18 protein-coding genes are annotated in these 23,512 nt (G+C 43.9%); 10 read left to right on the forward strand and 8 right to left on the reverse strand.

Going from position 1 to position 23,512, the window contains the following annotated elements:
- Positions 1–110 precede the first annotated feature (110 nt).
- Positions 111–1,373 carry an NAD(P)/FAD-dependent oxidoreductase gene (locus AYW75_RS14975; protein ID WP_067101057.1) on the reverse strand — a complete coding sequence of 421 codons (1,263 nt, stop codon included), beginning with the start codon at positions 1,371–1,373 and terminating at the stop codon, positions 111–113.
- Between the two features lie 2 nt (positions 1,374–1,375).
- Positions 1,376–1,792, reverse strand: coding sequence for a TIGR01244 family sulfur transferase (locus AYW75_RS14980; RefSeq protein WP_067101060.1), 417 nt, complete (start codon positions 1,790–1,792; stop codon positions 1,376–1,378).
- A 325-nt stretch (positions 1,793–2,117) separates the two neighbouring features.
- On the opposite strand from AYW75_RS14980, the gene AYW75_RS14985 reads away from it, so the two are divergent.
- The 5 genes from AYW75_RS14985 (at position 2,118) to AYW75_RS15005 (ending at position 10,752) form a co-directional block, all read left to right on the forward strand.
- Positions 2,118–2,573: a PA2169 family four-helix-bundle protein gene (locus AYW75_RS14985; RefSeq protein WP_067101064.1), complete on the forward strand. Its 456-nt coding sequence runs from the start codon at positions 2,118–2,120 to the stop codon at positions 2,571–2,573.
- Between the two features lie 198 nt (positions 2,574–2,771).
- Positions 2,772–3,869, forward strand: coding sequence for a carboxynorspermidine decarboxylase (nspC, locus tag AYW75_RS14990; protein ID WP_067101149.1), 1,098 nt, complete (start codon positions 2,772–2,774; stop codon positions 3,867–3,869).
- A 35-nt stretch (positions 3,870–3,904) separates the two neighbouring features.
- Entirely contained in the window at positions 3,905–5,149 is a 1,245-nt protein-coding gene (locus AYW75_RS14995; RefSeq protein WP_067101067.1) for a saccharopine dehydrogenase family protein, read from the forward strand.
- Positions 5,150–5,371: 222 nt separating this feature from the next.
- Positions 5,372–9,730: an ATP-binding protein gene (locus AYW75_RS15000; protein WP_067101069.1), complete on the forward strand. Its 4,359-nt coding sequence runs from the start codon at positions 5,372–5,374 to the stop codon at positions 9,728–9,730.
- The gene (locus AYW75_RS15005; protein ID WP_067101072.1) at positions 9,727–10,752 is read left to right on the forward strand and encodes an HD-GYP domain-containing protein; all 1,026 of its coding nucleotides are present in this window, start codon (positions 9,727–9,729) and stop codon (positions 10,750–10,752) included. Before AYW75_RS15000 ends, AYW75_RS15005 begins: the two co-directional genes overlap by 4 nt.
- Before the next feature lie 28 nt (positions 10,753–10,780).
- Here AYW75_RS15005 and AYW75_RS15010 read toward each other — a convergent pair whose 3' ends face one another.
- The 5 genes from AYW75_RS15010 to AYW75_RS15030 form a co-directional block, all read right to left on the reverse strand.
- Positions 10,781–11,800, reverse strand: coding sequence for an adenosine deaminase (locus tag AYW75_RS15010; RefSeq protein ID WP_067101075.1), 1,020 nt, complete (start codon positions 11,798–11,800; stop codon positions 10,781–10,783).
- 191 nt (positions 11,801–11,991) lie between these two features.
- Positions 11,992–12,654 carry an anthranilate synthase component II gene (locus AYW75_RS15015; protein WP_067101078.1) on the reverse strand — a complete coding sequence of 221 codons (663 nt, stop codon included), beginning with the start codon at positions 12,652–12,654 and terminating at the stop codon, positions 11,992–11,994.
- An 11-nt stretch (positions 12,655–12,665) separates the two neighbouring features.
- Entirely contained in the window at positions 12,666–14,051 is a 1,386-nt protein-coding gene (locus AYW75_RS15020; RefSeq protein WP_067101081.1) for an anthranilate synthase component I family protein, read from the reverse strand.
- A complete protein-coding gene (locus AYW75_RS15025; RefSeq protein WP_231886225.1) occupies positions 14,044–14,229 on the reverse strand; it encodes a Trp family transcriptional regulator in 186 nt (61 codons plus the stop codon). Before AYW75_RS15025 ends, AYW75_RS15020 begins: the two co-directional genes overlap by 8 nt.
- Positions 14,230–14,369: 140 nt before the next feature.
- Complete coding sequence (locus AYW75_RS15030) at positions 14,370–14,756, reverse strand: septal ring lytic transglycosylase RlpA family protein (RefSeq protein ID WP_067101083.1); 387 nt, start codon at positions 14,754–14,756, stop codon at positions 14,370–14,372.
- A gap of 305 nt (positions 14,757–15,061) precedes the next feature.
- Here AYW75_RS15030 and AYW75_RS15035 point away from each other — a divergent pair, with 305 nt between their 5' ends.
- The 5 genes from AYW75_RS15035 (at position 15,062) to AYW75_RS15055 (ending at position 22,955) form a co-directional block, all read left to right on the forward strand.
- Positions 15,062–15,481 carry an SRPBCC domain-containing protein gene (locus AYW75_RS15035; RefSeq protein ID WP_067101088.1) on the forward strand — a complete coding sequence of 140 codons (420 nt, stop codon included), beginning with the start codon at positions 15,062–15,064 and terminating at the stop codon, positions 15,479–15,481.
- Between the two features lie 380 nt (positions 15,482–15,861).
- Entirely contained in the window at positions 15,862–17,949 is a 2,088-nt protein-coding gene (locus AYW75_RS15040) for an ATP-binding protein (protein ID WP_067101090.1), read from the forward strand.
- Positions 17,950–17,973: 24 nt separating this feature from the next.
- The gene (locus AYW75_RS15045; RefSeq protein WP_067101093.1) at positions 17,974–19,344 is read left to right on the forward strand and encodes a sigma-54-dependent transcriptional regulator; all 1,371 of its coding nucleotides are present in this window, start codon (positions 17,974–17,976) and stop codon (positions 19,342–19,344) included.
- Between the two features lie 335 nt (positions 19,345–19,679).
- On the forward strand, positions 19,680–20,711 hold the full coding sequence (locus tag AYW75_RS15050) for a TAXI family TRAP transporter solute-binding subunit (protein WP_067101096.1): 1,032 nt from the start codon (positions 19,680–19,682) through the stop codon (positions 20,709–20,711).
- A 114-nt stretch (positions 20,712–20,825) separates the two neighbouring features.
- Entirely contained in the window at positions 20,826–22,955 is a 2,130-nt protein-coding gene (locus tag AYW75_RS15055) for a TRAP transporter permease (RefSeq protein WP_067101099.1), read from the forward strand.
- A gap of 26 nt (positions 22,956–22,981) precedes the next feature.
- Here the strand turns inward: AYW75_RS15055 and AYW75_RS15060 are convergent, their stop codons facing one another.
- Positions 22,982–23,416, reverse strand: coding sequence for a BLUF domain-containing protein (locus tag AYW75_RS15060; protein ID WP_067038421.1), 435 nt, complete (start codon positions 23,414–23,416; stop codon positions 22,982–22,984).
- Positions 23,417–23,512 lie beyond the last annotated feature (96 nt).

The following is a 23,512-nucleotide window of genomic DNA, read 5'->3' on the forward strand; positions in this document are numbered from 1 at the left end:
CACTTAAAAATTTACTCTTTTACTAAAACTTGTTTTGGCCAGCTTATTAAAAATATATTGGTGCAATGGACTATATATAATAAAGGCGCTTTAAAAGCGCCTTTTGCCTGTTACTGTCGCGGTGGTTTCGAGGAAATAAGTGGATCTACCAACCACTCATGTCCCTTCAACATGCCTTGCCAATATACCCATGGCAAACTTTTCTCTTTCAGCAGCCAAGCTAAATAGGACGGTTGAGTACCATCAATAAACCATTTTGGGAACGAGGGTTTTATCTTGCCACCGTAGGTGAACTCAGCCAACACAATTTTGCCTCGCTCAACAGTAAGCGGGCAAGAGCCGTAGCCATCGTATATTGCACGAGGGGGTTGTTTGACCAAGACTGACAGAACATTCTCCGCTACGACAGGAGCTTGGGCACGTACAGCAGCCGCTGTTTTCGCATTAGGCGTGTTAGTACCATCGCCCAACCCAAACACATCGTTATATTGCTTATGCTGTAGTGTATCTGGGTGCACATCAAACCAACCCCCATCGTCTGACAAAGAGCTATCTTTAATAAAATCTAGAGGCCCTTGGGGAGGGCAAACATGCAACATGTCGAATTCTTTTTCGATACGAACTTTTTCGCCCTGCTCTGATACGATTTCAAAGGTTGCGATCTTATTTTCGCCATCGACCGCCACCAAATTTTGGCTTAAATTCAAGTCAATCCCATACTTTTGTATATAACTTTCCAAAGCTGGCACATAATCCGTAACCCCAAATAACACGCCACCGGCATTACAAAACTCGACCTCGATGTCAGGTAAAATACCTTTCGACAACCACTCACTGCAAGCGAGATACATCGCCTTTTGTGGCGCACCTGCACATTTAATGGGCATCGGGGGCTGCGTGAAAATGGCTTTGCCTTTTTTCAATTGCTGGACGTTTTGCCATGTATAAGGTGCGTAGTCCCATGCATAATTCGACGCGACACCATTTTTTCCTAATGTTTCTTGCAGACCCGGAATCGCATCCCAATTAAGCTTCAGCCCTGGAGCAACGATTAAAACACCGTAATGTAGATGTTCGCCACAGTCCATTTCGATGGTATGTAAATCAGGCTGGAAGGCAACTACTGCTTGTTGATAGTGTTTCACTTTAGAAGGCACCACTGAGGCCATTGGTCGATGAGTTTGCTCACGCTTGAAGACTCCTCCACCTACCAATGTCCAGCCAGGCTGATAAAAGTGCTCGGTGGCTGGGTCAACTACTGCAATGTTTAAATCAGGCTGTCGCTTCAAGAGACTGGCTGCGACAGCTAATCCACCTGCCCCTGCACCGACAATGACCACTTGATGGTGATTATTCTGCATTGTTGAATTCATTTTCAGCCCTCTACGTCTGCCACACGCTCAATTAGACCTGACATGTTGTAGCCCGCCTGCTCTGCTAATAACAATAAATCGCCTCGAGATTTACGCTCTGGGTTTGCCAAAGTCCATAAAGACAAACTGCGCGTCCCCGTTCGACAGTAAGCAAGTGTTTCCCCCTCTAACCGCCCCATTAGATCGCCAAATTGCGACACTAAACTCGAATCAAACTGCCCCGGCTCTGTTGCTAGATAATGGAAACTCATTCCATGTAATTCAGCCGCTTGCTGTATTGCTTCACTATTTGTTTGGTTCTCTCCTTCATTATCAGGACGGTTGCAAATGATATGCTGGATCCCCTCTTTGGCTAGTTCAGGGATCTGCTCAAGCGTCAGTTGCTCGGCAACATAGAATTCAGGTGTGATATGTCTCATATTGGCTCCAAGGTACTCTCTGATGCTTATTCAGATAGGTAAACCAAAAAACTAATAACCAAAAAGAATAAGCTTATAATATATTAGATATTCATAATAAGACATCTGTCTCGAAATTGACAGATCGCCAACATAAAACCATCAACATTTTGTATCATCCGTGCGCAATAGCCGACAATGTGTCAGAAATAAAAAACCCAAGTGAAGCAAGCGTGCAGTCGTAATCTCAAGCTTGAACATAAACGCTTACAGGTTAATCCTAGATACCAACACGTTGCGAAACGCCTACTCGACCGAAAGATTGGATGAAATGAAGGAGAGTAAGATGAATAACTCAACACAAGCGATTGAAACACAACATGTAGCAGACATTATTAAAGTAATGAATGGCGGTATCGACTTCTACGAAAAGGCCAAACAGGAAGTAGACAGCCCTCGTATACAGCGTATGTTTGATAAAATGATTGATGCAAAAGAATCCGCTGTTACCGAACTACAGCCATTTGCGATCGCTGAAAATGGCAAACCTGAAAACGATTCAAGCATGGAAGTTAGTGCCCGTCAGGCGTACACAAAAGTGCTTGATAAAGTCAGCAGAGATTCAACTGAGCATACCTATGTTGACCAATTAGAAGAGGTGGAAGACAAGGTACTTGAAGAACTTGACGAAGCCCTTAAGTTAGAACAGCCAGTTGGTTGCGAGAGAGCGCTACGCGCTGTTCAAGCTCGTATGAAAGAGTGCCATGATGAAATGAAAGCGCTGCAAAACACAACTCATTAATCATGCGTTAAAATTTCTACAAAAACGGCCCTACATAGGGCCGTTTTCATTTCTGTTTGAAAAACTCGTTGATACTATATTGCACCTATATGGCGTCAAAAACACTGTAAATGTGTGTATAAAGTACACTTTCGACGCTAGTCACGTGATGCCCTTTCTACTAGAATATCGCCCTTTCATATTTTGAGGCTGATGGCCATGTTACAGACTCCTTTTTACCTCATTGATAAAGCCAAACTTCTCAATAATCTTGAGAAGATTGCCTACGTGCGTGAGCAATCTGGCGCGAAGTCTTTATTGGCGTTGAAATGTTTTGCGACATGGTCGGTATTTGACCTAATGCAAGAGTACATGGATGGCACAACCTCATCTTCCCTATACGAAGTGAAACTCGGTAAACAAAAGTTTGCAGGCGAAACGCATGCTTACAGTGTCGCCTACGCCGATAATGAAATCACCGAAGTGTTAGCGAACAGCGATAAGATTATTTTCAATACCATCGGTCAACTCGAACGTTTTAAAGAGGTCAGCCAAGATAAAACTCGTGGGCTTCGTGTCAACCCACAAGTCAGCACCTCTGAATTCATTATTGCTGATCCTGCTCGCCCGTTCAGCCGTTTAGGTGAATGGGATCCAAAGCGCATAGAAACAGTGATCGATGAAATTTCTGGTTTTATGTTCCACAATAATTGTGAGAACAACAATTTCGACCGCTTCGATGAAATGCTGACACTGATTGAAGAGCGCTTTGGCTATTTAATCGAAAAAATGCAATGGATCAGCCTTGGCGGCGGCATTCATTTTACCGGTGACGATTACCCAATTGATCGCTTCTGCGCGCGCTTGAAGGCATTCTCTGACAAATACGGTGTACAGGTATACTTGGAGCCAGGCGAAGCGTCCATCACTAAAAGCACGACCTTAGAAGTCACAGTTTTGGATACGCTGTACAATGGTAAAAACTTAGCCATCGTCGACAGTTCAATCGAAGCACACATGCTTGATCTGTTAATCTACCGTGAAAATGCGCGCATGACGCCATGCGACGGTGCTCACGAATATATGATCTGCGGTAAGTCTTGCCTAGCGGGCGATATTTTCGGCGAATTTAAATTTAATCAAGCGCTCAACGTAGGCGATCGTATTTCTATAGAAGATGCGGCCGGTTACACCATGGTGAAAAAGAACTGGTTTAATGGTGTCAAAATGCCATCCATCGCGGTGAAACAATTAGACGGCACTATAGAACTGGTTCGTGAATTTGATTACGACGACTTTATGCACAACCTTTCCTAAGGCTGCATCATTTCTAAACTGGAGATAGCACTATTATGAAAAAGAACGTACTGATTATCGGTGCCGGAGGGGTAGCCCGTGTAGTGGCACATAAATGCGCCCAACACAATGACACACTGGGCGATATCGCCATTGCCTCACGCAGCGTTGCCAAATGCGAAGAGATCGTTGCCAGTGTGAAAGAAAAAGGAGCCATGAAAGTTGAGGGCCGCATCGAGGCATATTCCCTAAACGCATTGGACATCCCAGCAACCGTTAAGCTAATCAAAGAAACCAACTCTGAAATCGTGATTAACGTAGGTTCTGCGTTCATTAACATGTCAGTACTTGAAGCGTGTATGGAAACAGGCGTAGCCTACCTAGACACAGCGATTCACGAAGAGCCAAATAAAATCTGTGAAACCCCACCGTGGTACGCAAACTACGAATGGAAGCGCCGTGAAGCCTGTAAAGAAAAAGGCGTAACCGCCATTCTTGGTGTGGGTTTTGACCCAGGTGTAGTGAATGCTTATGCTTCACTTGCTTACAACCATTACTTCGATAAAGTCACAGACATCGACATCATCGACGTAAACGCTGGCAGTCATGGCAAGTACTTCGCGACTAACTTCGACCCAGAGATCAACTTCCGTGAATTTACCGGCGTTGTCTACTCTTGGCAGAATCGCGAATGGAACGTCAACAAAATGTTTGAAGTCAGCCGTACAGACGACTTGCCTGTAGTAGGTAAGCAAACGACTTACATGAGTGGTCATGACGAAGTTCATTCGATTTCGCAAAACCTAGACGTACCTAACGTACGTTTCTGGATGGGCTTTGGTGAGCATTATATCAATGTCTTCACTGTACTTCAGAATCTCGGTTTACTGTCTGAGCAACCAGTAAAAACAGCAGAAGGTTTAGAAGTCGTTCCACTTAAAGTGGTTAAAGCTGTACTGCCTGACCCTTCTTCTTTGGCACCAGATTACACAGGCAACACTTGTATCGGTGATGTTGTAAAAGGCATGAAAGACGGCAAAGAAAAAGAAGTCTTCATCTACAACGTAGCCGATCACAAAGACGCCTATAAGGAAGTGGGTAGCCAAGGCATTTCTTATACGGCAGGCGTGCCACCGGTTGCGGCGGCGATCCTTGTAGCTAACGGCACATGGGACTGCTCTGAAATGCGTAACGTAGAGCAATTGGATTCACGTCCATTCCTAGCGCTATTGAACAACATGGGTCTGCCAACTCGCATTAAAGACGAAGATGGCGACCGTCCATTTGAATACAACGCTTAACCAATAAAGCGTATGCAATAAAAAGCCCAGCCATTGCTGGGCTTTTTATTGAGCCGTCTGTATTTTAAGGCTCTTCTTAAAGCCCGCATTGATTAACACGAGCATACAAACTCTCGCTAAAGCTTACATATTTCTAACATTCTTTATGTACTGAGTAAGATACATTTAAGCCCTATTATTAATAGTGCCGATTAGCACTAAGCAAGCGAAAGGATTACTTAAATGCTTTGGATAATTGGGGCGTTAGCTATTGGCTATATTTCTATTTATGCAGCATTTCGTGAGCTAACCAGCGAGCTGATTGGCTCGGATTTTCAACGTGCCTTACGCTGTGCCTTAGCCCTGACATTGGGTATTGGCAGCACGACTCTCATCAGCCACAACGCCTTCTTCGACCATCAATCGCACACATTACAACCCCTTCCATTATTTATATGGTTTCTAATCGCAATCACCGCAAATTTTCTTATTGTGTTACGGACACGCTTTGACTGCAAAGAACAAGCCGCCATGCTTAATATGTTCAGTGGCATTGTTTCTTTCATCATAATTTCACTGACTTGCGCTATTTTAGCTGCAAATGGTGAAAACCTTTTAGAAGCTTTAGTCAGCATTTCTTTTTGGTTGCTAATTGGCTTTTGTGGTTTGATGGTTACCTTTGCTTTTTATGCTTGCGTCTTAGTCAGTACGATTTTGAATCGACCCTCAATGCTCAATTATCGCTATTTCACACGTCCATTGATGCTGACTGCCTGTATAGCTTTGATACAAGTTGCAGGAGGAGAGTTTTACCCAGACTTAACAAAATTTAAGCAATTGGACGAGCAAGCGTTTACTCTCTCTAGAGAACAATTTTTGCTTGGAGTTGCACTTCTTAGCAGTGTCGTAAGTACACTATTACTTTGCTCAAATTTCTATTCTCGATACCTAGGTAGCGAATTAAAATATTTACAAGAGCAGCTCTCTTCACGCTCTTCCTCTCATACCTTTTGGCAAGCTTTCATAACATTACTGTCTTTTAGCTTAATGGCCGTCACTCTAGTTTTTTGGCTGCAATGGCATTCAGCGTTAAGCCAACACAATAGTGTCACAGCTGTCAGTATGCGAAATGCGATTAACGCAAGTCATAATGAGCTTGAAAGCCTAGTCGCTGATATCCAATCTGTGAAAAATACATTCTCCATAGACCCGGATGCGATTCTCACAAGCCCAAGCTATCGTGAAAAACTACAAAATTTCTTAGAAGGTTATAGCCTTTCATCCGACCGATATCGCTACATCTCAGTTTTAGATGGATTAGGAAATGAAGTAGCAAGGGTCGACAATAACCGCAGCACACCTATTTTTTCTGCAGGCAATCACTTAGGGGAAATGAACCACAGTTTAGAATACCGCATTGCCCAATCTCTTGATGACGGTGAATTCTTCATTTCACACGTCTCATTGGCACGTAAACACTCAACACCCATCGCTCCACTTAGACCTATTCTAAAAATAGGGGTGCCGATTTTTGATCATTATCATAATCGTATAGGAATTTTGGTGTTCGCCTATAAATTCGAGCGCTTTGTGACATTACTAGAGCGATTTTTCCCAGAGAACAGGAATGTATTTTTACTCAATGAATCCAATCAGATTCTGATAGATTTATCCTCGCCAGAATCTTGGGAGCATTTGCTACGCGTCACCAATTTCCGCTTCATTCAATTAAATAGGCAACTACTGCAACCTAACTTGATTGATAGTGATGAGAAGCAAACTCATATTTTGAATTCTGGGCTATTTCCAAACAATCTTAATGGCTCAGCTAGCGCTTTTCTGCCATCTTGGCGCTTAGTCGCCCAAAGTGCTTACCCTGACATTACAGTGAAACCTTGGAACATAGCCTTTGTACTTATCCTCATTGTCCTAAGTTTTTTGCTTGCGAAATTAATAAGTCGAACCGTCCTCAATAATATTGAAAACCGAACCCAAATCTCAGAGCTTTTGAACGAAGTGGGGTACCACAAACAGGCATTAGATGAACACGCTATCGTAAGTATTAGTAATACACGAGGTCATATCACCTATGTAAACGATAAGTTTTGCGAAATTTCAGGTTATGAAAAGACTGAGTTAATGGGGCAGAATCATCGAATATTAAAATCTGACGAACATCCTCCAGAGTTTTTCAAAACACTATGGCATACCATCGCCAATGGCAAAGTTTGGTCAGGTGAAATCAAAAACTTAAGGAAAAATGGCAGTATTTACTGGGTACATGCCACTATATTACCAATAAAAGGCACTTCAGGAAAAATAGAGCGCTACATTGCGGTGCGTACTGATGTAACTGAATCGCGAGTCATCTCTACTATTTTAGAGGACGCTCTAAAAGAAGCGCATCAAGCTGCTGAAGCTAAGAACCGTTTTCTTGCTAATATTAGCCACGAAATCCGTACGCCCATGAATGCCATTATCGGTCTAACGGATGCATGCTTAACCTCACCTAATAAAGAGAACCAACAAGACCTTATGCGCAAGGTGAATAACTCCGCTAATAATCTATTGCGTATTATTAATGACATTCTCGATTTTTCTAAAATGGAAGCAGGCCACATGGAAGTCGAGGAAATCCCTTTTTCTTTGGAGCGAGTCATAGAAGAGCATGCTTACATCCATCAAAGTGTCGCAAAGTCCAAAAACATCCACCTACTGACAGGTATTGACAGCAACGTTCCCAACCATCTGATTGGCGATCCTCTTCGTATCGGACAAGTCTTAAGTAATCTTGTGAGCAACGCGTTGAAGTTCACCAGTGCAGGTGAGGTGATCGTTTACGTTAAAATGTTACGCACCAAAGGTGAGTTGGTCGAACTAGAGTTCTCTGTTCAAGACACAGGAACAGGGATGACAGAAGCACAACTGAACAAACTGTTTTCACCGTTTTCTCAAGCGGATGTGTCGACCACAAGAAAATACGGCGGTACAGGTCTCGGGCTTTCAATTTGTAAAAGTTTGATTGGGTTGATGGGGGGAACAATTCAAGTAGACAGTCGCTATGGTGACGGTAGTGTGTTCCGTTTTACTGTGCCGTTAAAAGTGGATCAAAGCGACCTTCAATCCTTACCTAATAAAGCGAAAGAGTCGCTCAATAGTTCACGTGTTTTACTCATTGATTTTATCGGGCTGAGCCGTCAAAACTACCTGCGCCATGCCAGTGCATTCGGCTTACATCTAGAGGCCGTTAGCACTTGCGACAATGCTGTATCAAAACTCTCATTTGGAGCAGCCTATGATTTTTTAATTATCGACTGTTACAGCATCACACCAGAATTAGAAGACATCTTAAAACACTTAAATGACTTCCCTGCTAGTCGATCACTCAAAACGATCATTGTGGTTGATCACAGCAAAGATCTTCGTCGAATAGAGCAATGGCATTCACCCATCACCTTACTCGCGCCACCTGTGAGCCAATCCTCACTACTGGATTGCATGATGCCATTCCGTCAGGATATCAACCAACCCTCGACATCAAGCATAGAGAAAGAGCCTAAGGAATTTGCACACCTAAAGGTACTCGTCGTGGAAGACAATGAGATCAACCAATTGGTCATTGGGGAAATTTTTAGCCAATGGGATATTTCTTTTGAGATCGCAGAACATGGAAGAGATGCCATTCGCCTGGTACAGCAACAACCCTTTGACATGGTGTTAATGGATATTCAAATGCCCGTCATGGATGGTTATGAAGCCAGTAAAGGTATCCGAGCTTTAGGTGGAGAATTCACCAACCTTCCTATTATCGCTGTAACGGCCAATACCGGTACGCAGGACATTCAACGGGCTTTGAAATCGGGGATGAACGACCATGTTTCCAAACCAATTAGTCGTCAGCAATTACAAGATGTCATCCGTCAGCAAATGTGTCTGAACAAAGGTGCGTATCTTCAGCAGAAAAGTGGTTCTTTAGAACCGGAGCAGGTGGCATTAGCAAACCAACTAGTCATGGTTCTGCCTAATATTGACGTTCAGTCTGCCTTAAGCCGCTTAGGGGTTGAACCAAGCTTTTATTTACAACTTCTGAACTCTTTCAAAGAAAGCTCCGTAGAGCATATGTTAGAGGCTCAAGCTAAAATAGCGTCGTCAGATTTTGAGGGTCTAATTCAGACTTTTCATACGATTAAAGGGATTGCGGGTAACCTTGGCGCCCGATCTATCTACAATGAAGCCAAAGATCTAGAGCAAGCCGCTAAACAACGGGATGTGCCGGAAGGTTTATTTAATCAAATGCATCAAGAGATTATGACAATATGTCAGTCCATCAGTGAGCTATCAAGCAACACTAAGTCGAACCAAGACATCAGTACAACTACCCTAGAGCTTGAGCACACATTAACATTTGAGAATTGCCTAGCGCTGTTAGATTTGATTGAGGCCTTTGATACCAAAGCGAATGCTCACATACATAAACTGATGAACGATCAAAAAAACACCTCAATTTCTCAAGAATTAGAGAAAATTGAACAGCAACTCAGCAATTATAATTTTGAAGACGCAGCCGATATTTTGCGCACACTAATGGATTCTTTAAAATGAGCTTAACCAATCCCAAAGCCACTATTTTAGTGGTCGATGATATTGCTGATAACATTGATGTAATCAGTAATATTCTCAATGAACAATACGATATCAAGGCCGCTAATCACGGTGAACTAGCCTTGAAAATACTCGACCGATTTGAGATTGATTTAATTCTGTTAGACATCATGATGCCTGATATGGACGGTTATGCTGTATGCCAAAAAATCAAAGATAACCCCAAGCTAGCTAATGTCCCCATCATTTTTCTAACAGCGATGGACTCTCAAGAGGGAGAGCAACGCGGCTTTGACTTAGGCGCGGTCGACTTCATATCAAAACCTTTTAGCGCCGCTATATTAAAGGCGCGTGTGGCCTCCCAACTCAAGCTAGCAAACTATGCTAAAGAGTTAGAACAGAAGGTTCATGAGCGAACAAAAGACTTGGCTGACAGCCGAATGGAGATCATTGAGCGATTAGCCCTCGCAGCAGAATTTCGTGATAACGAGACAGGTAATCACGTTATCCGCGTTGGTGAATATTGCCGCTGTATGGGGCAATCGATTGGGCTTCCAAAAGCGGAAAGCGACCTATTAGCGATCACCGCAACACTGCATGATATAGGTAAAATCGCAATCTCCGACAATATCTTACTCAAACCAGATCGGTTAACCGAAGCTGAGTTCGACATTATGAAGAGTCACTCTGAAGCGGGCGCAAAATTACTTGAAGGTAGCCAGTCAGAGCTTTTAAAAGCAGCTCGAGTGATTGCTTTAAGTCACCATGAAAAATGGGATGGCACAGGTTATCCGAACCAACTAAAAGGCAACGAAATCCCCTTCTACGGACGAATTGTGGCGCTTTGTGATGTCTATGATGCTTTATCCTCAGTTCGCCCCTACAAAACTGCTTGGGCAAAAGAGGATGTAGAACAATACATCAATGACCTCAGTGGTCAGCACTTTGACCCAATATTAGTGGAGCACTTTAATAAAGTCTCTGAGCAGTTTTACGCGATCCTAAGGAGCTATCAAGATTAACAATTCTCTGCTTAGAGATCGCTTAAGCTCATTGTTGGAATAGCGTTTTAATCGTTGTGATATGCTGCTGTTTTTCTGACGCATCAAGCCAACTGCCTTCAAAAGCATTGCATGCCAAGCGATACAATTCTTCCTTGGTCAGCTGTGTTTCTTGAACTAAAGCCGAAAAATTGTCATTCATATAGCCACCAAAATAGGCAGGATCATCAGAATTCACAGTGGCATTAAGGCCTAGACGCAGCATGCTACGAATCGGATGATCTTTGAGCGTATCCACGACGCATAGCTTTAGATTTGATAGAGGGCATACTGTTAATGTTAGGCCTTTATGCTTAATCTGAGCAACAAGGTCATCGTCCTCAAGCGCACGATTACCGTGATCGATCCGATCCACGCCAATCACATCCAGCGCCTGCCAAACATACTCAGGAGGGCCCTCTTCACCCGCGTGCGCCGTGACCAGTAAACCAAGCGCTTTACACTCGCGGAATACATTTTCAAATTTAACAGGCGGATGACCGACTTCAGAGCTATCTAACCCTACTCCGTCAATCATCTCCAAATAAGGCTTAGCTAACGCTAACGTTTCAAACGCACTGACTTCGTCTAAATGGCGTAGAAACGACATAATTAATTTAAAACTTATGCCAAAGTCGCGCTCTGCGTCTTTCAGTGCTCCATGGATCCCTTTGATTTGTGTTTCAAAGCTCACACCTCGACTTAGATGTCCTTGTGGATCAAAGAAGATCTCCACATGCACCACATTGTCTTCGTTGACACGCTTAAGGTAAGCCATTGTCAGATCGTAAAAATCCTGTTCTTTAAGTAGCACTGACATGCCTTGGTAATAGAGATCTAAGAAATCTTGCAAGTTTTCAAACTGATATGCCGTTTTCAGCGCTTCCACTGAATCATACTTAAGCGCAACTTGGTTACGCTGGGCAATGGCGAACATCTGCTCTGGCTCAAACGTGCCTTCAATATGCAAATGCAGCTCCGCCTTTGGCATACGTATCGCCAAATCTAATAATGCTTCAGAGCTGGTCATGGCTTTCCCCTTTCTCAATGAAGTTGGATCATTTTTGCTTATCGCTCTCTAAAAGTTAGCAAGGCTTTTCGATTTTAGAAAACTTAACTGTTTGGTTAACTTCATATTTTAAAGCAAAAACTGATCCATGAAAGCAAATAAAAAAGCCGAGTAGTCACACTACTCGGCTTTCTGAATTTGAAAATTCGCTTTTACATCTGAAACAAGAAGTTCTTGATCAGGTCTCGGCCACCTTCGGTCGCAAAGGACTCTGGGTGGAACTGAATGCCTTGGATAGGGTATTCCTTATGACGAACACCCATAATTTCGTAATCCCCGCCTTGTTGAATCACTTTATGGTTAGCAAAGTCTTCGACCTTTAAATCTCCGACCACAGACGTCACTTCTAGACATTCTGGTAGACTTTCAGGCTCCGCCATCAATGAGTGGTAGCGCATAATTTCCAGCTGATCTGGAATATCATGGAAAATGCCTTCCGCGTTATGACTAATTGGGCTTACTTTACCGTGCATCGGCACATGTGCTTTAACCACTTTACCGCCAAAGACATGACAGATGCCCTGCATTCCTAGGCAAACCCCCATTAGAGGCGTCGTTTTACCTAATTCACGAATCACCTCAGCACACACACCAAAGTAAGATTCATTTTCAGGTGTCCCAGGTCCTGGCGAAATAATAATGCGATCTGGCTTGGCTGCCTGAACGTCTTCAAGCGTTACTTCGTTGTTACGTTTTACCACCACATCAAACGTCTCTAACGTGCCTTGGCTTTGCGCCGCCATCAGAATTTCACCGATGTATTGGTACAAGTTGTAAGTAAACGAGTCGTAGTTATCGATAATATATACTTTCATCTGACTGACCCTTACTGCGCTGGAGCGAATTGGTCTAGCACACGTTTAGTGCCAGCAAATTTACGTTGTATCTCTTCGTACTCACCTTCGGCACTAGAGTCATAGACATTCCCACCACAGGTTTGTACATAGGCTTTATTGCCATTGGCGAACAACGTACGAATTGGGATGGCAAAGTTACAGTCGCCATTAAATGAAAACTGTCCCACCGCGCCGCCGTATGGGCCTCGGCCATCGCCTTCCATATCATCAATGACCTTCATCGCTTCAATTTTCGGTGCTCCCGTTAAGGTTCCAGCCGGAAAGTTGCTTGCTAAGGCAGAGAACATATCCTGATCATCAGCAATAATGCCCACAATTTCACTGGAAATGTGCTGTACATGACTAAAGCGTTTGATGTCCATTAATGAGCGAACTTTCACCGTACCAAAGCGTGCAACGCGACCGATATCATTACGGTGTAAATCAACAATCATGTTGTGTTCAGCAATTTCTTTTGGATCATTAAGCAATGCACGAGCCAGCGCCACGTCTTCTTTTTCGTCAACGCCACGTTTGGCGGTTCCCGCCAGCGGGAAGGTTTCCATCTCACCTTGGCGTAGACGGAATAACAACTCAGGGCTCGCGCCAATCACTTTTTGCTCACCAAACTTGATGTAGTACATCTGTGGCGATGGGTTTATCTCACGCATTTGTTCATAAATTGCAATGGTATCGCCATCCAGATCAAACCACTTTTTAAAGCCGACTTCTGTTTGGAAGATCTTACCGTCGATAATGTCTTGTTTAACCTTTGCAACAGCGTCAGCATGCGCTTCACGGGTCATGGACTCACCCGTAGGTGTTACGGTCAATGGTCCATTGGTTGGCACTGGCGCATCCAATAAGGACTGCACTAATTCTGAACGATTATCATCGTAATAGAAGTAAAAAACCTGCCCTGTCATCTTGTCCAAAATTAGGCCGTCTTTGTATAAACCAAAACGGAAGCCATCGAACATATCACTGGTTTGTAGGTGCAGACTGGGTTCAAAGTAATTCATGGCATCATAGCCAATGTAGCCCGTCAGACCACCTGCATACCCACGAGAAATAATATTTTGCGGCACAATGCTGCGTAGCAAATAGTAGGGATTATCCGATTCGTAAGACTCCGTCACGCCATCACGCTCTTGGATAAAAAGCTTATTATCCTCAGCCCAAAGTAATTTTTCTGGATCAAAACCAATAATCGAATGACGAGAGATGTAGCTCTCTTCACCTAAGGACTCCAACATAAAGCAGTTAGAAAATTGCTTTTCGACTTTCTTAAACATGCCGAAAAAATCACAATCAGAGCTGATCGTCACGTACTTAGGCTTACGTGGCAACTCGATGCGTGGTGGATGGTTACTCATGATCTTTTAATTCCTTTAAGGCGCGCGAACCACGCGTTACCGTCGCAATTCCCACGCCTAACTGTTTGGCAATTTCTCTTTGTGACACGCCCTCTTCCAGCAATGCGAAAATCTGCAATCGACGCTGCATTTCGCTGATTTCACTTGGCGTCAGCAAAGCATTGAGCTTTTTCGTCATAGCCTCAATATCAGGGGTGTCTAACAAGTAATGAATCAAATTCTGCACTAAGGCGTACCTTGATGTATCAATGTACTAGTACGATATATTTTAAACACTATCATTGCAATGCTAATTAGTCTTTTCATAACGCTTTAAGCTCAACGCTCAATCACTTCGACTTTGACATCGATAACGCCTTCTTGTGTATTGGCAATACGGCGAAAAGCGGATTTACTGAGGTCTATGACTCGTCCACTAACAAACGGCCCCCGGTCGTTTATACGAACCACTGTACTTTTATTGTTAGCAATATTGGTTACACGTACTTTAACGCCAAAAGGCAGGCGTTTATGGGCTGCGGTTTGGGCTCGTTGATTAAAACGTTCGCCATTGGCGGTAAGACGACCTTGAAATTTATCGGCATAAAAACTGGCTTCGCCTTGCTGAGAAAAGCCTTTGGATTCATCGCGACTAAGAAGACCGCCCGAACAGGCTGCAAGACCAACGCAAACGCAGATCATTAATAGTGTTTTTTGTAGGTTCATGGGGGCCCTAGCCAATCCTTCAGAAAAAGAGAGTGCGGTTAGATCATCTGCACCATATTTAGAAATGTTAGCACAGTCGATACCTATCAATAATTCTAAAAAGGCTGTAACAGCCAGCCAGTCTGTAACAATTTATTCATTAGCCAATATGTAGCGAAGACCTATAATTATTTTTAATACATAGAGTGATATGTTTTACTCATTCTTAACACATTCGTTTCGATGTACTGGAATAGTACGTCTCGACATGCTCTAAGAACTCATCTATAAATTTATGTTAAAGGAATTTGAAGAAGGAAACTGATATGGAAATCACAGTAGAGACGAATATTAAAGCCCCCCTAGAATCAGTTTGGGAAGCTTGGACCACCCCTAAAGTCATACAAGAGTGGAATGGTGCAATGTCAGATTGGTATTGCCCAAAAGCTGAGGTAGATTTACATGAAGGTGGGAAGTTTATTTACCAGATCGAACGAAGTGATGGCAGTGAAGTGGTTCATTTTGAAGGTGTATTTAAACGTTTGAAATTACTTCAATTAATCGAGTATCGTTTTATTGACGGCCGAAGAGCAAGTGTCCATTTTCGAGAAAACTCACATGGGACAAGTGTCCACGAGACAATTGAGCTTGATCCTTCTTCCCCCGAAGCTCAACAAACTAGCCAACACGGCCACATAATGGCTTACTTTAAAAAGATAATAGAAACGAATCGTTTACTCAGCTAACTTTAGTTGGACTTTTATGCCCATAAGACAATCGCAAAAGTAATGAGTGTTAATACGATAACTTTAATTGCGATCAAGGCAATCAGTTTTTGTGGAGTCATTGGCTACTTTCCTCAAGTAAAATTACGACTATAACGATTCCATAAGGTAAACAAACCGTTAATTTGTATGGACCCGATATACATCAGTACTTTACACCTTCAATCTCTCGTCACCCACGACAATTCATTCCTTAGTTAATCGCTCAATCACGAAACGATAAGCGGCTGTGGCCAAAGCTAAACACCTCTATAAAGCTTTTAGGGTCCTCTAATTACCCCTCTATTTGCTCTTAATCTGATGTATGCTGTGATCAGTCGCGTATTAGATAGGCTTTTTTTATGACCCTAAAAACCAGCAAGAGAATCGTGTGGATCGGCATTACATGGTGCTTTGCATCGATTTTCATTGGCTTTGGTGTGGGGCAATTAACTCAAGATGTAGGCTACCAAACCCTCCACGATGAAGCCTCCGATAGACTACTGTCTTCTATTCATAGAGTACGTGGAGAACTAAATGCCTATCACTACCTACCTTTTTTATTAACGCAAAATGAAGATGTTATTCAACAACTCACATCGCCTCATCACTCGACAGACGAAAATTTAGCCGCAAAAGTTTCCCGCTACTTAGAGCAGACAAACCTTGTGGCTGGGGCATCAGGGCTTTTTATTGTCAATCGTAAAGGCCTTACGGTGGCCTACAGTAATTGGCGCGACCAGCAGCACTTAGCCCCTAATGAGTTCGCTGATTTACCTCTGTTTCAACTCGCAGAAGAGGGGGAAGAAGGTCGTTTTTACGAAAATCGCCCAGACAAACAGGCATACTATTATTTATCAGCCCCAATTTATAACCGCTCAGATTTTGTCGGTGCGGCTATAGTACGTATTGAATTGAGCTCGCTGTTGTCTGAGTCTGATACGTTACCTGAGGAGCTGTTTACGGTCAGCGATGATACACAGCATATTTTTATGGCTTCAAACGAACAATGGTTAAAGCGGTCTCTTGATAAGATTGCAGTCCCATCGTATTTGTCTCTAACAAACGGTGTTCAAGCACAACTCTGGACACTCAATGAACAGCGTTACATTGCTCATCAAGTTCGCTTAGATGATTTAAACTGGACTTTTACCACACTTATTTCAGCTCGACTAAATGAGCGCTTTGCCAGTTTAATCGCTGCAATTACAATGGCAGGCTTATGGATTCTAGGGGTGATTTTACTGTTCTTACGAGAACGACATCTGAAGCACCTTTCACAGCAAGAAACACGTTCGGTATTGGCACGAAATGAAGAACAACAGCGCTCTATTATCGGTAATACAGAAGTTGGTCTGCTGACATTAAATACGCGTGGTGAAATTGGCTTCTTAAACTCCAAAGCCGCGCAACAGTTTAACCTGCCGCTGTCGCAGGCTATGGGGCAAAAGCTCAGCGACTTATTGCTGGACGTCCAACCTGACAGTACCTTAGGCAAAGGACTAATGCGGCTTCATCACCCTCAATTTTCACCTATTGTGGGTGCCGAAGCGAAAGGTATTAGCCATGGCCAAGCACCTTTCCCTGTGCTCATTTCTCTACGCGACATGCATCATTCCGAAGACAATGCTTTCTTGGTCACCGTGGTAGATATCAGCCGTAGAAAACAATTAGAACAGGCCTTACTCGATGCTAATGAGTCACTGGAGCACAAAGTAAAAGAGCGTACTCAGGCACTCGAAATGGCGCAGCAAGAACTCATTCAAACCAGTAAAATGGCAGCGCTTGGCCGCATGTCTACCGCCATTGCCCATGAATTAAATCAGCCATTAACCGCCATGCGTACCTATATTGCCATCAGTAAGCAGTTGCTCCACGACCCAGAACTCGTCAAAGAAAACTTAATGCTTTTGGACGATTTAACCCAACGTATGGCCATCATTACGTCTCAATTGAAGACTTTCGCCTACAAAAAGCCTGAGCAACTTCAACCGGTCAACTTGCAAACCGCTATCAATCAATGTGCTATTGTTTGGCGCTCTCGAATAGAAGAAGATGGCATTACTCTGATAACCACCGGTTTACAGTCCAATCATAATGTTTTGGCTGATAACGCACGTTTGGAACAGATACTGGTGAACCTCATCGGTAATGCTTGTGACGCACTACAAGATCAATCCTACAAACAGATCTATGTCCACAGTGCGCAAAATGATTTAAATAGCCTCACCATTACGGTCGAAGACAATGGTCCCGGCATTCCTGTCGATCAACGAGAACATTTATTCGAACCTTTTTATACAACTAAACCCATGGGGCGAGGATTAGGATTAGGGCTATCCATAGTGGCGGCCATAGTGCGTGATTTACAAGGGTCTATACACGTAGATGACAGCCTCTATGGCGGTGCACGTTTTATACTCACATTACCCAACACTGATTCTAACTAATTTAAACGATCAATAAGAGGCATCATGAAAACAGGGATACACGGCACTGTCTTACTTGTCGATGACGAGCCAATGATTCGCACAGCAACCGAGAAATGGTTGCAAATGGCGGGGCTTGACGTCATCAGCACATGTAATGCGGAAGAAGCTCTGCCATATCTACAAGAAGACTTTCGCGGCATTTTACTGACCGATGTAAAAATGCCGGGCATGAGTGGTTTAGAGCTTATGAAGGTCACTCATGAACGGATCCCTGATCTGCCTGTTATTTTGATCACTGGCCATGGTGACATTGATATGGCTATTCAAGCTATGCGCGATGGTGCTTACGATTTCATTGAAAAACCTTTTGTTCCTGAGCGCTTAGTGGAAACACTATTGCGAGCCTGTGATAAACGCCGCCTAATGATGGAAAATCATCGCCTGCAAACCGATATCGCCGCACGCTCAGGTCTTGATGCCAAAATCATCGGTATATCGCCTGCCATACAACGCATGAAACGTGAGCTAATAGCAGCGGCGGACATGGACACAAATGTCATTATCTATGGTGAGACTGGCAGCGGTAAAGAACTGGTCGCACAAAGCTTGCACGAGTTCAGCGAACGCAAACAGAAACCTTTTGTTCCTATTAACTGCGGCGCCATTCCTGAGCATTTGATCGAAAGTGAGCTATTTGGCCATGAAGCGGGGGCATTCACAGGAGCAGCGAAACGTCGCATCGGAAAGTTTGAGCATGCCGATGGTGGTACTTTGTTCCTCGATGAAATCGAAAGCACGCCAGCGCATCTGCAAATTAAAATTCTAAGAGCACTACAAGAAGGGCGTATTGAAAGGTTAGGTTCAAATCAAAGCATTGCCGTTGATATTCGGGTTATTGCAGCGTCTAAAGCCGACCTAAGAGAAGATGAGCACTTTCGCCAAGATTTATACTATCGCTTAAACGTATCTCAGCTCTTTTTACCCCCTTTGAGGGAGCGACCCGACGACATTGCCTTATTGTTCATGCACTATGTTAATCAAGCTGCCAGTGAGCGGGACAAAGCCAGTCGCCAGTTAAGCCAACACGATGAGCGTATTTTACAAAGCCATCAGTGGCCTGGGAATGTTCGAGAGCTAAAAAACATTGCCATCCGTTTTGCGTTAGACAGTCGTGTCAGTCTGGCAGACTTAATTCATGGTCAGTCATCCACCATAGGTTTTGACGATTTAGAATATAAGCCCTTACCGCTTGCAATCCAGGTCGCTGCTTTTGAGGAAGAAATCATAAAGCGATCGCTTGAACGTCATCAAGGCAATATCAAAGCCGTTATGGATGAGCTGGATTTACCTCGCCGCACCCTAAATCAAAAGATGGCGAAGTTTGGCCTTAACCGCTCAGACTACATTGAATAATCACTGCGGTTATTAAAAGGTAGCCATCGGCAATTTTTTGCTCATGGCTGTTTTTTTACCCTCAATCTTTATTTTTTTCACTTTCTAGTCTTCAATTGAAGTCTGTTATAGAGCGTTATGAGCTATTTTTTGCTTATGATTACCCAAGCCAATAAGCAACATTTTGCTCATTAGATTATTAGTCTTGCTCTGTTTACATCAAAAAGATCAATAAAATCAGCCTTCTACTAATTGCCTATAGGATTGGCACCATGCTTGCTATTACTGTAGGTATGATGAGCAGGTGTGCTCTCAGTTCTCTTTCAAATAAAAACAAGACAGATAGGAAACCAATCATGAAGATGACAAAGCGTACGTTAATCAAAGCCATGAGTGCCGCTCTAGTAATGGGAACCGCCGTTGGCTCGATTGGCTTAGCACAAGCAGCTGATGAAAAACGTTCTTATATACTTGCTACAGCTTCTACAGGTGGAACGTATTACCCTGTTGGTGTGGCGTTAGCGACTCTAGCAAAAGTTAAATTAGAACCGACACTCGGCCTTTCGATCTCAGCAATCAACTCTGCGGGCTCTGGTGAAAACGTTAAGTTGCTGCGTGAAAATGAAGCGCAAATGGCTATTTTGCAAGGTTTGTACGGTGCATGGGCTTGGGAAGGTGAAGGCCGCCTAGCCAATGATGGCCCGCAAAAACATCTACGCTCTGTTACCATGCTTTGGCAAAACGTTGAGCAATTCGTGGTTAAAGCAGATCACGCTGATTCAGGCACCATTGCCGACATGAACCACTTAGCAGGCGACAAATTTTCTATCGGTAAGAAAAACTCTGGAACAGAAGGCTCAGGTTTAACCATTCTGAATAATATGAAAGTGCCTGTAGGTGAGTTAAATATGGCGCATATGGGTTACGCTGCATCCGCTGATGCGCTGCAAAATGGTACTGTAGAAGGTATGAATATCCCTTCTGGTGTACCGACCAGCGCGATTACGCGAGCCTACGCAGCTCTTGGCGACGACATCACCATCCTGAACTTTACCGACGAGCAAATCAAGCAAGCCAATGGTAATTATCAGCTTTGGACACGCTTTGAAATTCCTGCAAATACCTACCCAGGCCAAACAGAAACCATCAACACCATCGCTCAGCCAAACTTTTTGGCTATTCGTGATGATGTATCCGAAGAAGATGTTTATCAGTTGACGAAAACCATCTACGAAAACCTTCCTTTCCTAAACGGTATCCACAAAGCAACGAAAGCCATGGCGATTGAAAAAGCCATTGCTGGTATGCCTGTGCCATTGCATCCAGGTGCAGTGCGTTACTACAAAGAAGCAGGTCTCACTATTCCGGCACATTTGATCGCCGAGTAATGACTGCTGGGCGGCTTTTGCCGCCCTCTTTTATCATTTGAATCCGTAATTTCTTTCTTTTTTCGAGATGCGTACTCATCGTGCGCGCTAGTACATTATAACAGGCCCGTCATTATGTCAGAGACGCAGGTTAGCCAAGACCAAGAATTACAAGATAAGCTTAAAAGCTTAGAGCTTGAGCAGCGGGATGAGTCATCACCCGTTGGTCGCGTCATCTATTGGGTAGGGGTATTGTTTGCTCTAGCCCATATTTATTTTAATACCTTAGGAACGCATTCTGAATTGTATGTATCCGCCATTCACTTTAGCGGCTTTGCTTTGCTTTGCGCCCTGATGGTACCCGCCTATAAAGCCTCTTCCGCAAAAGGCCAACGCTGGGTATTAGGCCTTGATATCGCTATTGGTGTGATCGCCATTGCCTGTACGGTCTATCTAATTCTATTTGAAGACGCGCTTTATGATCGTGGCGTGACGTTTATCACTAGCGATTGGATCGTTTCGTTTGTTGCTATTGGTATTGCTTTAGAATTGGCTCGACGAACAACTGGTTGGTTTATTCCAACGTTAATTCTGATCGCACTTACCTATGTTTTTTGGTGGGGGCCTTACATTGATGGTATTTTTGGCTTTGCTGGATTAAGCCTTGAAACCGTGATGTTCCGCTCTTACTTTTCATCCGAAGGCATGTTTGGTTCCATTGCTCGTATCTCGTGGACATACGTATTTATGTTCATCTTGTTCGGTGCCTTCTTAGTTAAATCAGGTGCTGGCGATTTCATTATCGAACTCTCGCGCTGCGCTGCTGGACGCTTTGTTGGTGGTCCAGGGTTTGTAGCAGTACTTGGCTCAGGTCTGATGGGCTCGGTTTCTGGTTCGTCTGTGGCGAATACGGTTTCCACCGGTGTAATCACCATTCCGATGATGCGTAAAGCGGGGTTTCCTGCTCGTTTCTCAGCTGGGGTAGAAGCGGCGGCGTCTACGGGTGGGCAACTCATGCCTCCTGTTATGGGTGCAGGTGCTTTCATCATGGCTTCCTACACGCAAATTCCTTACGTCGAAATCATTGCCGTCTCGACACTGCCCGCGTTGCTGTACTTTATGTCAGTCGGTTTTTATGTCCGCGTCGAAGCCATGCGCTCGCATGCTCATGCAGTTGAATTAGAAACTCGTAAAGTGGGCGAGGTATTTAAAGAAGGCTGGCACTTTTTACTACCGCTTGCTGTGTTAGTGGCACTGCTGATTTACGGCTTCACACCCACCTACGCAGCCGGTATTTCTATTATCGCTGTTGTGGTCGCTTCTTGGTTATCAAAGAACCCGATGAAACCACGTGATATCTTAGACGCCTTGGCTCAGGGGTCACGTAATATGGCCACGACCGCAATTTTGCTGGTCGCAGTAGGGTTGGTCGTCAACGTGGTGGCCATGACAGGGATTGGTAATACCTTTTCATTGATGATTGCTGAATGGTCCAACGGAAGCTTGTTTATCATGCTGGCCTTGGTCGCCCTAGCCTCTTTGATCTTAGGCATGGGGCTGCCTGTGACAGCCGCTTACATTGTGTTGGCTACCTTATCTGCACCGGCACTGTACAGTTTGATTGCTGAATCTCAATTGATCGATATGGTCATGGCTGGCAACTTGCCAGAGCAAGCCAAAGTGATCTTTATGTTGATTGATCCAGATAAATACGCCTTGCTGTCTGCACCAATGAGTCAAGCTGACGCCACCGCATTGATTGCTCAAGTACCGGCCGATTTTAAAACGCAGCTGTTAGAACAGGCACTTGATCCAGCGGTTCTAAGCGCCACACTGCTGACTGCGCATATGATTATTTTCTGGTTATCGCAAGATTCCAACGTTACACCACCGGTGTGTTTAACAGCGTTTGCCGCCGCAGCGATTGCTAAAACACCGCCAATGGCGACAGGTTTTACCGCTTGGAAAATTGCAAAAGGCTTGTATATCGTGCCGTTGATCTTGGCTTACACCAACTTTATCGGTGGCGAGCCTCAGGACGTACTGCGAATATTTGTCTTTGCGCTGTTTGGTATTTATGCGTTTGTCGGCTTGATGGAAGGGTATTTAGAAGGGCCTTTGCCGCTCTTGTTGCGTCTTTTGTCTGGCGTTGCTGCACTACTGATGCTGTGGCCGCATAATAGCTTATTAATAGATACGGCTGGCCTAGCTTTGTTCCTTGCGTTGTTCATTTACAGCCGAAAGAAACGTACTCAGATAGCGTAGTGCAACGTAGAGTCATAGCGACATCGCTATGACTCTTCTTCCAAGATACTGGCAATTAAATCACGTACATCTTTCACTATTGCGATCGCATCATCCGGTGTGTAACTGAGTGGCGAGAACTTCTCCGATCCTGTACGACGACGAATGAGATCTCTCATCACCGCGTTATCTTGCAGGTACCCCATATTCCAACCATCGAAGTCGCGTTGTGTCGTATAGTCGTACCCGATAATTTGGACATTCTCATGTCGCGGGTCGCTCAGAATACGAGCGTAGGTCTGACAAACCTGATCCCGCGGCCCTTCTAAGCATTGTAAAAACCAATGCTGATTAAAACACAAGAGCCCCGTCAGTGAGTTTCGCTGATTATTAAAACGGGCCGATTTAAGTATGGATTCAATAGATGATGGCTTAAATTCGGCCGTCGCTCGACTTGCATAAATTAAGCGTACAAGATTCATGTCTCCCTCCAGTAAAATTCATCATTGGAAATACATGAGACTATCAAGCAATCACGTTACTCAATAGCACATTACCGTGAGAAAAGTTTACTAAAG

The sequence above is a fragment of the Marinomonas atlantica genome (genome assembly GCF_001639725.1).
GTDB lineage: Bacteria > Pseudomonadota > Gammaproteobacteria > Pseudomonadales > Marinomonadaceae > Marinomonas > Marinomonas atlantica.